Source organism: Yoonia tamlensis, assembly GCF_900115105.1.
GTDB classification, from domain to species: Bacteria; Pseudomonadota; Alphaproteobacteria; order Rhodobacterales; family Rhodobacteraceae; genus Yoonia; species Yoonia tamlensis.
On the sequence record NZ_FOYP01000001.1, the window covers coordinates 200,364 to 214,120 of the forward strand.

Here is a 13,757-nt window from a genome sequence, read left to right on the forward strand (position 1 = left end):
TTCGCGCCTAACAGTTTTGTATCAACGATGGCGTCGTTGTGATTTTAGCATTGCTGTCCTGAACGCCGGGACCTTTTCACGAGGGTCTGACATGACTGAACGTCCACAATATTACCGTTTCCACCAAGGCGCCGAAGTGCTGCCGTTTGCGCCTGCCGAATATGAGGAACGGCTTGCAGGGTTGCGCAAGACAATGGCCAATCTTGGCGTCGAGGCTGCTGTCTTCAGTTCGATGCACAATATCGCCTACTATTCTGGCTTTTTGTATTGCGCGTTTGGGCGCACCTACGGCTTGGTTGTGACGGCGCAAGATTGCGTTACAATCAGCGCAGGCATTGATGCCGCCCAGCCTTGGCGCCGCGGCTACGGCGATAACATCACCTATACCGACTGGGAACGCGACAACTATTGGCGCGCGATCGTGTCGGTCACAGGCACCGGCCGCCATGTCGGGTTCGAGGCCGATCACCTGAACATGGTACAACACGGCAAGCTGACCGCATTTATGGCCCCTTCAGCTCTGACAGATATTGCGCCCGCAACCATGCAGCAGCGCATGCACAAATCGCAGGCTGAACTGGATATTATTCGCGCAGGTGCGGCTGTGGCCGATGTGGGTGGCTATGCGATCCGCGATGCGATCAAGGCCGGTACGCGTGAAATTGATGTGGCAATGGCCGGCCGCGATGCGATGGAGCTGGAAATTGCCAAGCAATTCCCCGATGCAGAATATCGCGATACATGGGTTTGGTTCCAGTCAGGGGTCAACACAGACGGCGCACATAATCCGGTGACAAGTCGCGTTTTGCAGCAGGGCGATATCTTGTCGCTGAACACATTTCCAATGATTTCGGGGTATTACACGGCGCTTGAGAGAACATTGTTTGTCGGTGAAGTTGATGATGCAAGCCGCGCCATCTGGGAGGCCAACGTTGCGGCCCATGAATATGGCATGTCGCTTCTGGTTCCAGGTGCGTCCTGCGCGGAGGTTACGCAGAAAATCAATGCGTTCTTTGAAGACCGTGACCTGCTACAATACCGGACCTTTGGGTATGGCCATTCCTTTGGCGTGTTGTCCCATTACTATGGGCGCGAGGCTGGGCTGGAGTTGCGCGAAGACATTGATACGGTGCTTGAACCGGGCATGGTGATCTCGATGGAGCCGATGCTGACAATCCCCGAAGGTACAGCCGGTGCCGGTGGCTACCGCGAACACGATATCCTGATCATTACCGACAAAGGGAACGAAGATATCACCGGTTATCCTTATGGACCCGCGTTTAACGTAGTCGGCTAGAATGCGGTTCGGCTTGGGTGGGCGATGGCAAGGCCACCCGCCCAAGCCTGTACTTTTGTCGCTGTTGTTACATTCAGAGTTGCTCTGCTAAAGGTAGAGTATTCTTTATGTAGTATTTAGGGCAATGTCTTGGCCGATAACGACAGCAGTAACCCGGCAACCGCGGGGGATCAGACGATCACGGGCATTTCCGGTGACCACCAATCTACCAGTGATATTCTGGACCTATCGGAATTCCACACAAACCTGCATGAATTGCGCGCTGACCATGCCGATGCTGGCACCCTGAACCTGTCGGTCGAGGATTATCCGGATAAAGCGGCGCTGCGCGGTTCTATCATACTGACAGGGGACGCGGGCGATGATCTGACCCAAGATCACGAAAATATGGCCTGTTTCGCGGGTGGCAGCAGGATATTAACCACCCGTGGCGAGGTTCCTGTCGAGGAACTGACCGCTGGCGATATGGTGCACACGATGGACAACGGGGTGCAGCCGGTGCTTGGCCTGTTGTCGCGGCGTGTCCCTGCGCGGGCCGAATTTGCACCGGTTGTGATCAGCAAGGGCGCGCTGGGCAATGCGCGCGCATTGCGCGTGTCACCGCTGCACCGGATGCTGATCACCGGTTGGCAATCCGAGGTCATGTTCGGCGAGGGAGAGGTGCTTGTCGCGGCCAAACACCTTGTGAACGGCAGCACGATCTTTCAGATGCCCGCAGCACAGGTCACCTATTTCCAAATCGTATTTGCGCGCCACGAAATCATCTATGCCGAAGGTATTGCCAGCGAAAGCTTTCTTGTGTCCGCGCAATCGCTCGCGCTACAAGATCGTGAAACCTATGCCGCATTGGTGGCGATTTTTCCCGCACTGGCCACCGCACCAGAAAAATTTGGCAAATCCGCGCGCCCGACGCTAAAACCGCATGAGGTCGAGCTCTTGGTGTCGCTCGCATCATAACGCGAAGGCAAGGACATTGCGCGATTGTCACGATTCATAACGCAATCGCGAGAAATCGCTTGCGGCGGTTTTGCCTTGCGCATCGTGATGTTAAGACAGGCCAAGCGAAATATTGGGTAATTGCATGCAACCTTTGACGATTCTTTCCCGTCGCGCATTTGGTGCGATGATGCTGGCTGGCACGGCGGCCGCCTGTACGCCGCAGATTCCCGAAGAGGAGGTGCCGCAAGCGCCCGAAGATTTCCTGCCCGGTTACGGCCCGATCGAAGATGCCGGTTACCGGCTTCCGGGCATTCCATCGGAATATCTGCAGGGCGTGAATCGCCGTGTTTCGGGTATCTATAACGGTGAACAAGACGGCAATACGCTTGACGTCGATCCCTATGCGAAATTCTTGTACCATGTCCGCCGCGACGGAACGACAACGCGCTATCCGGTTGGCGTTGGCCGCGCGGGCAAATCCATTCGGGGTAATGCGACCATCCGGATTAAACGCCAATGGCCGGGCTGGACGCCAACCGCGAATATGCTGCGCACCGAACCCGAAGTTTATGGTGATCTGGCCGCGGGTATCCCCGGCGGTTTGCGCAGCCCCTTGGGTGCGCGTGCGCTTTATCTGTTCCGTGGGTCACGTGATACGTATTACCGCATTCATGGCACAAATGATCTTGAATCCATTGGGAATTCCGGATCTGCGGGCTGTATCCGCATGTTTAATCAGGACATCATCCATTTGTATGACCAGATCGACGTGCCGATGAAAGTGCATATCAGATCGCCCGAAGAATCCATGCGCGTTGATCCTGAAAACTATGAACGCGGGGTGGAATTGCCGCCCAAGATTATCTCGGCCGACGAACTGCTGGGCGAAGAAGCCGAAGCGCTTGATCACCCGCCGGTTTTCGAGGACGCATAAGCGCTTTATTTTACGCGCGGGACTTGGCAGAATTACCGAAAAAAGCACCTGTGCAGACATCTGCACATTTGAAAATCAACGTTGACGTGCATATGTATCTGTTAACGCATAATAAACGAGGGATATTTGATGGCCGATTTCCAAACCCAGATTCAGGAATCACAAGCGCAGGTCGCAGCCGCGCAAAGCAAGATTTCAGAATTGACCAGCCGGATTGAAACCGCACGCACCAAGATGGCCGAGGGGACGGATATTGCCGTTGATATCGAAAACGCGAGCCTTGAAGACGTGCACGCCCACACGGACCTGATGAACGCGAATATCGCGGAACTGATCATGGGGCTGGATGATGTGACATCTGCGTTTTCGAAAGATTTCGAAGAAATGCGGTCAAAAACCGGCATGGAATCCTTTATTGGGATTTTCAGCAAGGCCAAGGCCGACAGCATGCGCCAGGAACGCATGCGCACCGCGTCAATTGACGATAAATTGCAGGACCTGATTAGCAAGTCCGACGTAATCATGAAACTGCTTGAAGGGCAGTTGCAGGTGCTGAACGAACAAAAGGTCAGCGTTGAACGCAACCTTGCCGGCACGCTGGATGAGCGCGAAGCGGTCGTGGGCGAGCTTGAAGCGGTCCGTGCTGATATCCTCGCGATTGATCCGCAGATCATCACGCTTGAAGGCAAGATTTCCGTTGAACAAGACGCGGCCGCGCGCACCAAGCTCGAAACAGAGCTTGCTGGCCTCAATTCAAAATACAATGAAATGGTGCAGGCCGAGCAAGTGAAGCTGGCGAAGTCCCAGACGCTTGAACGCTATATCGAAAAGGGCAAAACCTGGATCGACAGTTTGCAGAACCAAGCGGCGACGCAGATGGTGCTGATCAACAAATTGCAAACAGACACCAAACAGCGCGTTGTGCTTTATGATGCCCTGTCCAAATCGTTGAAAACTGCGCAGCAACAAGATGTGGCGCATAAGATCAACGAAATCGGCGTGAAAACCGACCAAGAAGCCCAAACCGCAATGGCCGCCATTGGCGCCGCCACAACGGGCCGCATGGCCGATATGATGGAAGCCCACGAAGACCACATGGTATTCGCGCGCGAAGTGCTCGAGCAAAAAGCGAAAGCGGATGAACGTTTTATGCGCCGCTTCCAAAGCATCGTCGAAAAGCACGATAGCAATCAATATGGGGCTGAATAAGACAACACCTGTCTTGCCCGGCATCGCCGGGCAGCGCCCGGACCTCCCCAATGGGGAGGGCGCTTCGCACCCACCCCGAGGTCCAAGCGATGCCCCCTAGCATGTGCGGAGTAAACAGTGAACCAAACGAACCTCCAAGCCGACCACATCAAGCTCGAAGATACGCGCGTCACGCGGCGGTATTTTGGCAAGTTCCAGCGGATCACCGGATATCTGACCAAGGTCGCCGCGACCATGGAGGCCGAAGGCAAGTTTTCGCGCCGCGATATCGAAGCCCTGGCGCATTACCTTGTGGGGCTGAATTGGACCTTCACGGCGCTCGCGCATAAATACCATTTCTCGGGGCGGTTTGCTCATGCGGGCAAGCTCACGTTTGACCGCGTCGATAGCGGATTTCCGGTCTATCAAGAGCTGCTGGAAATGGCCAATGACGCGCTGCAGGCGGATCGCCATCTGGCGTCAATGCCCAGCACGGATGATCTAAAAGACCAGATGGTGCGGGTGATACTGGGCGAACAGGAAATTCCGACAAAGCTGCAATATGCGCTATCGCAGCGGCTGTATTACGAAGAACTGGCGCGGGGTGACCAGTTTTGGGCGCGCAATGATCCGCAAGCCGTCTGGGTGAAAAACAAGGGCGACCGCCGCGTATTTCAGGTGCATTGGGCCGTCTATGACAGCCAGATTAACCTGCCGACGATCTATCTGATGGATATTGAGGACACAGGCCGCACGGGCCTGCCCAAGGATGAACGCCGCTGGCCCGAAGCCCAAGCGCATCTGATGGCGCAATCGGTGGCCGGGTTAAAGCTGCTGACCATCGCCAAAGGGTTTGACGAAGACTTCGACGACCTGCACCCGACACGCCTGCGCCGGTTCCATATCGGCCCGATGTATAGCCATGCGTTCACCAGCCAATCCGGTCCGTTGCGCGATGTGCTTAAGGCCGCAAATTCGCCCGTAGGCGAAGATTGGGCACTGGTCTGGACCGAAGAGGAACTGGTGTCTGAACGGGTGGAGCACGTCAAATCCGGCTGGTTCGGATCGGTCGAACGCCAGATTTTCGCCCGTGATGTGTTCGAACAAGGCGGATCAAACCTTGGGGCGACAAATATGGAACGGTCATTGATCATGCCAGAACGCCCCTATCAGGCATTGGCCGAACGCAACCCGCCGGGTTTTCACGATGTGCGCAAATTCGTCGTCAGCGACAACGGCCGCGTATTAAGCTATCGTTAGGCGTGAACAAATTTCGCGAAATTTGTTGTGCGCTTCGGTGAATTTTAAACGAAACGGATTGAAAGACAGAGCATGAGCCAGCCAAGCGATCAGATGGAACTGCGCGAAGACGATATTCGCAAACACTATATCTCTGTGGCCGAAATGCTGATGCATCTGGACCATAGCCCCCGTTTGGCCAAGGCGCGGCTGTCGCTGGAAGCGCCGGAAAAATCACCCGATGTTGCGGCGACCCGTCGGCGGTTCCGGTCAACGACGCCCGGACTTTTGTCGCGCACGACAAACCCGTCGGGGGGGGTACGCCTGTTGGACCGTTTGGCCGAAACCGATGATGACGACCCGCTGACATCACCCGCGCAGGCCGCTGTCGCGCATGCGCTGCGCCGCGCGATGTCGATTGCACTGACTGTGGCCGATGCCTATTCGGACCAAACGCCTTTAACTGAACTGAAACGGATTAACCTCGACGGCCGCTTGCCCGCCGAACGATCCGTGGAATTTACAGAATATCTGGCATCCGAAAGCCTTATCGCGCTGTACACCTTTGCCAATGCGACATCGTTCCTGTTGGCCAGCCACGGCACTGAGGCCAGCGTTGATGTCGGCGCGGTGGACGAGGTGCTGACAGATAACGCGCCTTTGGCGCTGCATGGCGCAATTTGGGAACTGGACCAAAAAATCGGCCAATTCGGCAAGGACGAGCCGACGATGATCGCGACCTTGCTGGCCTATTGCGAACAGTTGATGGAACGGGTTGCGCAACGCGCCAGCACCGCTGCACATTTGGCGTCATTCAACGCGTCCAGTTGGCGGGTTGAGGCGGACGGTTTCACGATCCAAGGCTTCACCCCCGCCCGCAAGGCCAAAGGGTCGACGCTGACCATGACCTTTAAAAAACCGAACGAGGTCGTCGGCAACCACATCGCGAAATATCAGGCGATGAAACTGGCCAAGATGGTCATGGCCTATGATTTTGACCGCAAATTGAACCCGTTTGCGGAACTTGGCGGGTTTATCTTTACCTTTATGGGCGACGGAAAACCGGGAACGGGTAAGACAACACTGATCCAGATGATGGCCGGTTTGGTGAATGACTATTGTCAGGTCGCGGGCTACCCGTTTCGTTATCAAAATCTGTCGACCGATAATATCGACAGCTATCAGGGGAAATCAGGCCAGAACGCCAAGGCCTTTATCAACAACGTGCTTGATCCCAACGTGATCGGCTTTGGCACGATTGACGATATTGACCAGCTTGCGGGCAAACGCGGTGACCGTCAGTCATCCGCGGGGCAATTGGAAATCACCGCCGTTCTGATGGAAAGCTTTGCAGGGGCCAACACGGTTGTGCGGGGGAACTGCACATTCGGGATGTTTTCGAACTATCCCGAAAACGTTGATGATGCGCTGCGCCAACGGGCGGGCGCGCGGTTCCTTGTGGATGGGCCACAGACGCGCGAAGACTACATCGATATTCTCTATTTGCTGATGGGCAAGAACCACGATATTCCGGTGGGCGCGCATGAGGTATTCAGCGCGCAAGAGATCAAGAAAGCGGTTGCCGCATCCTTCGAAGGCCATGCGCGGCCCAAGGAAATTGGCCTGCTGAACGTCTATGACCGTGTGTCATCCGAGATTGGCACGCTTGATACCATCGCGAAAATGGGCACCTACCTTAAGGCAATCCAAGAGGCTGACCCGCGTTTTACAGGCCGCGCGATCAAGAACATCACCGATGCCGTTAAGGTGCGCGCGATGGATTTTGAACTGCCTGACGAATGGATGGAAGACCCAGACCTGTTCATGTTCAAGGATTACGACACCAAAAAAGCGATGATCAGCGACCTGCGCGTGCCGATCACCGTCGATATGGTGATTCAGGAAATCAACCGCTACGCCGATAGCGAATTCCGCTATGCCGACAAATCCGACGAGGTCGCCATCGAAAACATGGTCCGCGACTTTGGCCGTCAGGAAGAAGCCAAGAAACGGTATTTAGGAGGCAAATCGTGAGAAACCGGCATCGCCATGGGTGAACTTATCGCCGACAGCCTATTCCTACCCGCATTGATTATTGCGGCGCTGGGGTTTGTGGTCCCGCGTCTTTTGGCGCAGGTCCTGCCCGAAGGTGTGACGCCTTTGATGCTCAACGCGCTTTTGTCCACGCTGATCTTGTTTCTGATTGTAGCCAGTTTTTTTGTCGGGCTTTACCTTTGGCAAGGCATGCCTTTTGCGCAGATCATGGCACCAGGCTGGGCCGAAAATATCAGTTTTTTCGGGCGGCTCGGGCTGATGTCGGCGATTATTTGGGGGCCGATCATGCTGCTTTCGGTGGCGGCATTGCCGCGTAAATGGGTGAATAAGACATGGTAACTGGGGCGCTGACATGCACCGTTTGATCGAAAAAGGCCTGATGTTTGGCAACCTGATCCGGGTGGATAGCCCTGTATTGGTGGAACGCTATAACCGTGCGCTGATGCATCTGACGGGCAAGCAAACGCAGCAGGATGTGTTTCATATTGATATTTCAGGCTATAGCCCCGAGATCGGCGACGAATTCGACGACACGCTTTATCTGAACCATGCCGGCGTCAACCGGCAGTTCATCTTGCTAAGCACCGAACAGGCGCGCGCGCCCTTGCTGAATGCAAAATTTTCGACCGCGCGCGGGATACTCAAACAGTTTATCACCGAAAACCGCGCCGAACTATTTGCCCTGACCGCCCGCGATGCCGTTGCGGGGGAATTGGTGAATTCTGTCTATCTGGCGGATAGCCCCGCGCGACTGTTTGATATCCGCAAAGTGCGGATCGAGGCGGACACAACAACCGGCACCGTGGCGATGGCGGACAAGCTGGGGCGCTTGATCGACAGGTTCAAGACCGAACAGGACGCATGGTTTGACGATGTTTTGATTGCGCAGATGATCGGCATGGCCAAACAGACAGGCGACGTGATGCGCAATCCTGTGCGGCTGCAGCAGATGGAATTTGACCAAGAAAATTTCTGGACCGATCTTTTTGGCGGCATTTATCTGTTTCGTGGCGTTGAACATCCGGCCGCGATTTCAGCGAAGGACAAGGAGGATCTTGGCAAGCTGCCAATTGAATTCTTGTTTGACCTGACCGACCGTTCCGCCATCGCAAAGTTCTTAAAGCTCAATGATCTGGTTGAACCCATCATTGACGCGCGCGGCGTGGATGCGGCGGCGATTTTGCAGCAAAAGATGGATTTCATCGTCATGGAAGTCGCCGCAACCATGGGCGAAAACCTGACAGGCGCGACCCGCCGCGATCTGCGCCGCCTTGGGCGTCAATATGCAAAACTGCTGCCAGAGGCGTGGCAGGGGCTTGCTGCATTGGTCCGCTGGGCCGAAGAAGACGGACCATGGCCGAAAATTACGTCTGAACACCCCGCCTATTTCTATACGCTACGCGCTAAACCCCATGCGGATGCGGATCTGGTGAACATGTTGCTTGCCGAGCTGACCCCGCTGGATATCCGGCAATTGTTCATCTGCCACAAAGAGGTGTTTTATCGCGCCTACGCCACATGGCCGGATGAAAAACGGGCCTATGTCGCCGATTTTCTTGATCGCGAATACCAAGTCGATAAAGCTGGCACCCGAGAAGCGCTATACGGTCACGAGGCTCCGATGGAGGAGCCGCGCGCCAATGTGCAAGCTGATTTGATTACCCGCGTCGGCCCCTGGGGCGCCGTGGGAAGGAGAGGGTAATGGCATTTATTCGGTTGGTTGTTGTCGGGCTTGTCGTTCTGACGATGCTTTATTGGATGATCGCAATTTATTCGCGCTCTGTCCGCCGCGAACGGCTCGAGAAAGAATTTGACGCGCTAAACCCCGAAAACATTGATCAAGACGCGCGCGATACCTATGTCGAGGCTGGGATGACCGCCTATAATAATTCACTGCGCCCCAAGCTGATCGGGCTGGTCTATGTTGTGCCCGCTGTCGTGATTGCCACGATGGTTTACCTGATGAACGCGAATTAAGGATTACACATGCACCGTATCAAGACCGCCTTTCGCGTCACTGTGTTCCTGATTTTTGGGGCGCTGTTCCACTATGTGCTGCCGCAGCATGACGTTGTGCAAATTACCTCGACCGAGGTGATCCGCACCGATTTCAGTTCATACAACCGTCTGTTTTACGCGCAGGCCGATTCAGGGGCGGTCGAACAGCCCACCCGCGATTTGCGGCTGATCAACACCAATAAGAAAAAGACATTTCTGCTGGGCTTTATCCCGCGTGAAACGACGGGTGTGATGGTCTACCGGAATGAAGACACAGGCTGGATCTGGCCACCATATTTCAAATTTGACAGCTCTGATTTGCAGGCCGAGGCCGCCAATGTCGCCCGCGGCGATGAATGGGCGGTGGTCACGCATTACGGTTGGCGCATCCGCTGGGCGTCTGTCTATCCCAATGCGGTCGCCGTGCGTACTGTGTCCGGCCCTGATGTGACAATCATCCCGTGGTTCAACATTGTATTCTTTGTTCTGCTGATCGTCGGGCTCGCCTTTATCCGCGCGATGTGGCGGCAATTCCGCGAACGTGCGGTCGACCCGCTGCTGGATAGCGCGGGCCACCGTGTTGACGAAGTTCAGGCGAGCGTTGCCGCCCGCAAAGGCCGTATTTCACGCTGGTTGGATACGTGGCGCAGTAAAAAATAATAGATCCTTACGGCGCTATTCGCCGTAGGGAATCCAGATGTTTTTGACCTCGGTCGCGGCTTGCAGGTAATCTTGGGCCGCAGGCGCAATGGACAGCCCGTTGTTCACCCATGTCCGTTTCAGATTGCCGGCACTTGCGCGTTCAACCGCGCCGCTGACATCACTGCTTGAGAACGACCAAACCGCATCCAGATCCATATGCGCGGCCAGTGTCGGTGCCAATTCCGCGTGATCACCCGTGATGATATTCACCACGCCAGCGGGCAGGTCGGATGTTTCCAGAACCTGATAGAAATCCGTTGCCGCTAGCGGGAAGGCCGCGCTCGGGATCAGAACAGTACGATTACCCATCGCAATCGCGGGGGCCATTGCATTGATCAACCCCGACAGCGGGGTATCATCGCAAAGGATGCCGATATTTCCAACGGGTTCTTTCATCGCCAATGCGACCCCGCGGATCGGGACGCCATGCGCCTGACCGTCATATTTATCGGCCCAAGCCGCATAGGTGAACAGGGTCTGAATCGCTGTGTCGACCTCTGCCACGCCGGATTTTCCACCGGTAAGGCTGTTGATCCGCGCCGCAAACTCATCCGCCCGCGCGGACAGGTTTTCGGCGATATAATACAGGATCTGCGCCCGCAAATGGCCCGTGGTTTTGGACCATCCCTTGGCGGCATTACAGGCCTCAACGGCGTTGCGAATGTCCTTGCGGTTGCCGATGCCAACATGGCCCAGCAGCTTACCCTTGGCCCCGAAAATTGGCTGCGCATAGCCGCCATCAGGGCGCGCCTGCTTGCCCCCGATGTAGAACTTGGCGGTGCGGTCCAGCGGATCGGCAGAGGCCCCATCGCCCGCCGCAAAAGGTGTCGCAGGTTTGACCGGTTTGGCTGTCGCTTTGGGTTTGGTGTAGCCTGCCAGACCTTCCCAGCCGCCTTCACGGCCAAAGCCGCTTTCGCGCACACCACCAAATCCGGCGGCCGCGTCCATCATATTGGTGCCGTTGATCCAGACGATGCCCGACACCAGTTTGGGCGCGATATCAAGCGCAAGGTTAATGTTTTCAGACCAGACCGACGCTGCCAGCCCGTAGCGGGTGTTATTGGCAATCTCAACGGCCTCTGACGGGGTCCGGAACGTGGTCGCAGCCAAGACAGGGCCAAAGATTTCTTCTTGCATCAGCGTTGATGCTGACGACAATCCGGTGATCAATGTCGGCGGGTAAAAACAGCCTTCGGGCGCTGCGATCTGATAGGTCTCGCCTTCGGTATTGGCATCCACCATCGCGGTGATCTGTGCAAGCTGCACAGGGTCCACGATCGCGCCAACATCGATACATTTATCAAGCGGGTTGCCGATGCGCAGCCCGTCCATGCGCGATTTTAGCTTGGCATAGAAACGGTCCGCAATGCCCTCTTGCACCAGCAGCCGTGATCCAGCACAGCAAACCTGACCCTGATTGAACCAAATCGCATCAACCAACCCTTCGACGGCACTGTCGATATCGGCGTCTTCAAATACGATATAGGGGGATTTCCCGCCCAATTCCAATGACAGCGCCTTGCCTGATCCCGCAGTCGCTTCGCGGATTTTGCGGCCAACTTCGGTTGATCCGGTAAAGGCGATCTTGTCGACATCGGCGTTGACCAAAGCGGCCCCCGTATCGCCATCGCCGGTCACGATGTTCACAACACCCGGCGGCACACCAGCTTGGGTGCAGATCTCGGCGAACACCATCGCGGTCAGCGATGTGTATTCCGCAGGTTTCAACACAACCGTGTTCCCCATCGCCAGCGCTGGCGCGATTTTCCAAGCGAGCATCAACAGCGGAAAGTTCCACGGGATGATCTGGCCGCACACGCCCAATGCCTCGCTGTCGGGCAATTCATCATCCATCAACTGGGCAAAGCCCGCGTGGTGGTAAAAATGCCGGATCGCCAGTGGCACATCGATATCGCGGCTTTCGCGGATCGGCTTGCCGTTATCAAGCGTCTCCATCACCGCCAAAAGGCGGCTGTTTTTCTGCAAGAGACGCGCAATCGCATAAAGCACGCGCGCACGCTGATGACCTGATTTGGCCCAAGCAGGCTGCGCCTTGCGGGCGGCTTTGACGGCGGCGGCGACTTCATCAGCCGTGCCTTTGGTCACGCCCGCCAGCTTTTCGCCGGTGGCCGGATTGTTCGACGCAAAATCATCGCGCAGCGCGCCCCATTTGCCGTCAATATAGTGGCCCGCGATGCCACCGCGATCCGCAATCCATTGCAGGGCTTCCGATGCGCTTTCGGGGGCAGGGCCATAGTCCATAGTGTCAAAAATATCCTTGATGGTCATTGCCCGAACTTTCTCATCATCTTGCCAAAAATACTCAAAATTCTGCCCTACCCAATCGCGTGACGCCAGCTGGCGGAATAGGCACCCGTGACATGATGTTCGAGTTGCCGTTCAATATCGCCCAAAAGGCTGGACGCGCCAAAACGGAACATGTCAGGCTGTAACCAACGGTCGCCCAGTTCGTCTTTCATCATCGACAGATAGACAAGCGCGTCCTTGGCTTTTGAAATACCGCCTGCGGGTTTGTAGCCGACCTTGATTCCCGTGCGGTCCTGATAGTCGCGGATCGCACGGATCATAGTCAGTGTGACGGGCAGGGTGGCGTTCACGGGTTCTTTGCCGGTTGATGTCTTGATGAAATCCGCCCCCGCCATCATGCAAACCAGTGACGCGCGCGCCACGTTGCGCAATGTTCCCAATTCGCCTGTTGCAAGGATGGCTTTGACATGGGCATCGCCGCAGGCTTCGCGCATTTCTTTCATTTCATCATAAAGTGCCTGCCAGTTGCCGGTCAGCACATGGCGGCGCGAAATCACGATGTCGATCTCGGCGGCGCCTGCTTTGACGCTTTCGCCAATCTCCGCGATCCGCAGGTGAAACGGGGACAGGCCAGCGGGAAAACCGGTGGACACAGCGGCAACGGGAATGCCGGATCCTTGCAACGCATCTACCGCTGTTTCCACCATATCGTGGTAAACGCAAACCGCGCCTGTGGTCAGCCCCGTCATGCCAAGCTGATCCAGAATATCGGCGCGCACAGGTTGGCGCGCCTTGGCGCATAGCCTGCGCACACGGCCTGCGCTGTCATCGCCTGAAAGCGTGGTCAAATCAATCAGGCTGATCGCCTTGCACAGCCATGCGGCTTGATAGTCTTTTTTCACACTACGCCGTCCCGGTAGAGTCGCTGCGCGGCGTTCAATTGCGGATGTGTTTGCTTGCACCGCCATGACCCAATCAAGGTCCAATGGCATGCCGTCATTACGCTTTTCTTGCACCAAGGGAAGTTGGTGCAATGTTTTTGACTGAGTAGATTGCAAGGGGGCCTCCTGCATTGCCATCCGAGACTGACAGTTCATCTCACAAATGGCAAGTTTTGATCAATCGGTCAAAACAATT

The 13,757-nt window shown here is 55.9% G+C and carries 12 protein-coding genes; 10 read left to right on the top strand and 2 right to left on the bottom strand.

Features of this window, described 5'->3' with window-relative positions; all coding sequences use genetic code 11:
• Positions 1-91: 91 nt before the first annotated feature.
• From BM320_RS01050 to BM320_RS01095, 10 genes are all read left to right on the top strand, one after another.
• Positions 92-1,297 carry an aminopeptidase P family protein gene (locus BM320_RS01050; protein ID WP_090195308.1) on the top strand — a complete coding sequence of 402 codons (1,206 nt, stop codon included), beginning with the start codon at positions 92-94 and terminating at the stop codon, positions 1,295-1,297.
• A 129-nt stretch (positions 1,298-1,426) separates the two neighbouring features.
• Positions 1,427-2,254 (top strand): Hint domain-containing protein, encoded by an 828-nt coding sequence (locus tag BM320_RS01055; RefSeq protein ID WP_090195311.1) that lies wholly within the window; start codon positions 1,427-1,429, stop codon positions 2,252-2,254.
• A 124-nt stretch (positions 2,255-2,378) separates the two neighbouring features.
• Positions 2,379-3,170 carry a L,D-transpeptidase gene (locus tag BM320_RS01060; protein ID WP_242650925.1) on the top strand — a complete coding sequence of 264 codons (792 nt, stop codon included), beginning with the start codon at positions 2,379-2,381 and terminating at the stop codon, positions 3,168-3,170.
• 129 nt (positions 3,171-3,299) lie between these two features.
• Positions 3,300-4,379, top strand: coding sequence for a coiled-coil domain-containing protein (locus BM320_RS01065; protein ID WP_090195314.1), 1,080 nt, complete (start codon positions 3,300-3,302; stop codon positions 4,377-4,379).
• 117 nt (positions 4,380-4,496) lie between these two features.
• Entirely contained in the window at positions 4,497-5,618 is a 1,122-nt protein-coding gene (locus tag BM320_RS01070; RefSeq protein WP_090195317.1) for a hypothetical protein, read from the top strand.
• A 72-nt stretch (positions 5,619-5,690) separates the two neighbouring features.
• Positions 5,691-7,631 carry an ATP-binding protein gene (locus BM320_RS01075; RefSeq protein WP_090195320.1) on the top strand — a complete coding sequence of 647 codons (1,941 nt, stop codon included), beginning with the start codon at positions 5,691-5,693 and terminating at the stop codon, positions 7,629-7,631.
• Between the two features lie 15 nt (positions 7,632-7,646).
• Positions 7,647-7,991 carry a hypothetical protein gene (locus BM320_RS01080; protein WP_090195323.1) on the top strand — a complete coding sequence of 115 codons (345 nt, stop codon included), beginning with the start codon at positions 7,647-7,649 and terminating at the stop codon, positions 7,989-7,991.
• A gap of 13 nt (positions 7,992-8,004) precedes the next feature.
• Entirely contained in the window at positions 8,005-9,354 is a 1,350-nt protein-coding gene (locus BM320_RS01085; RefSeq protein WP_090195326.1) for a DUF6638 family protein, read from the top strand.
• The gene (locus BM320_RS01090; RefSeq protein ID WP_090195329.1) at positions 9,354-9,629 is read left to right on the top strand and encodes a hypothetical protein; all 276 of its coding nucleotides are present in this window, start codon (positions 9,354-9,356) and stop codon (positions 9,627-9,629) included. The genes BM320_RS01085 and BM320_RS01090 overlap by 1 nt, the downstream gene beginning before the upstream one ends.
• A gap of 9 nt (positions 9,630-9,638) precedes the next feature.
• Positions 9,639-10,310, top strand: coding sequence for a DUF1523 family protein (locus BM320_RS01095; protein WP_090195333.1), 672 nt, complete (start codon positions 9,639-9,641; stop codon positions 10,308-10,310).
• Positions 10,311-10,325: 15 nt separating this feature from the next.
• Here BM320_RS01095 and BM320_RS01100 read toward each other — a convergent pair whose 3' ends face one another.
• Complete coding sequence (locus BM320_RS01100) at positions 10,326-12,641, bottom strand: aldehyde dehydrogenase family protein (protein ID WP_090195336.1); 2,316 nt, start codon at positions 12,639-12,641, stop codon at positions 10,326-10,328.
• 47 nt (positions 12,642-12,688) lie between these two features.
• Positions 12,689-13,693, bottom strand: coding sequence for a deoxyribose-phosphate aldolase (deoC, locus tag BM320_RS01105; RefSeq protein ID WP_090200210.1), 1,005 nt, complete (start codon positions 13,691-13,693; stop codon positions 12,689-12,691).
• Positions 13,694-13,757 lie beyond the last annotated feature (64 nt).

What these genes read in the sequence shown, in the direction of transcription:
- BM320_RS01050 (WP_090195308.1), top strand. Translation starts at nt 92, where the DNA reads ATGACTGAACGTCCACAATATTACCGTTTCCACCAAGGCGCCGAAGTG.
- BM320_RS01060 (WP_242650925.1), top strand. Translation starts at nt 2,379, where the DNA reads ATGCAACCTTTGACGATTCTTTCCCGTCGCGCATTTGGTGCGATGATG.
- BM320_RS01065 (WP_090195314.1), top strand. Translation starts at nt 3,300, where the DNA reads ATGGCCGATTTCCAAACCCAGATTCAGGAATCACAAGCGCAGGTCGCA.
- BM320_RS01075 (WP_090195320.1), top strand. Translation starts at nt 5,691, where the DNA reads ATGAGCCAGCCAAGCGATCAGATGGAACTGCGCGAAGACGATATTCGC.
- BM320_RS01080 (WP_090195323.1), top strand. Translation starts at nt 7,647, where the DNA reads ATGGGTGAACTTATCGCCGACAGCCTATTCCTACCCGCATTGATTATT.
- BM320_RS01085 (WP_090195326.1), top strand. Translation starts at nt 8,005, where the DNA reads ATGCACCGTTTGATCGAAAAAGGCCTGATGTTTGGCAACCTGATCCGG.
- BM320_RS01090 (WP_090195329.1), top strand. Translation starts at nt 9,354, where the DNA reads ATGGCATTTATTCGGTTGGTTGTTGTCGGGCTTGTCGTTCTGACGATG.
- BM320_RS01095 (WP_090195333.1), top strand. Translation starts at nt 9,639, where the DNA reads ATGCACCGTATCAAGACCGCCTTTCGCGTCACTGTGTTCCTGATTTTT.
- BM320_RS01100 (WP_090195336.1), bottom strand. Translation starts at nt 12,641, where the DNA reads ATGACCATCAAGGATATTTTTGACACTATGGACTATGGCCCTGCCCCC.
- deoC (WP_090200210.1), bottom strand. Translation starts at nt 13,693, where the DNA reads ATGCAGGAGGCCCCCTTGCAATCTACTCAGTCAAAAACATTGCACCAA.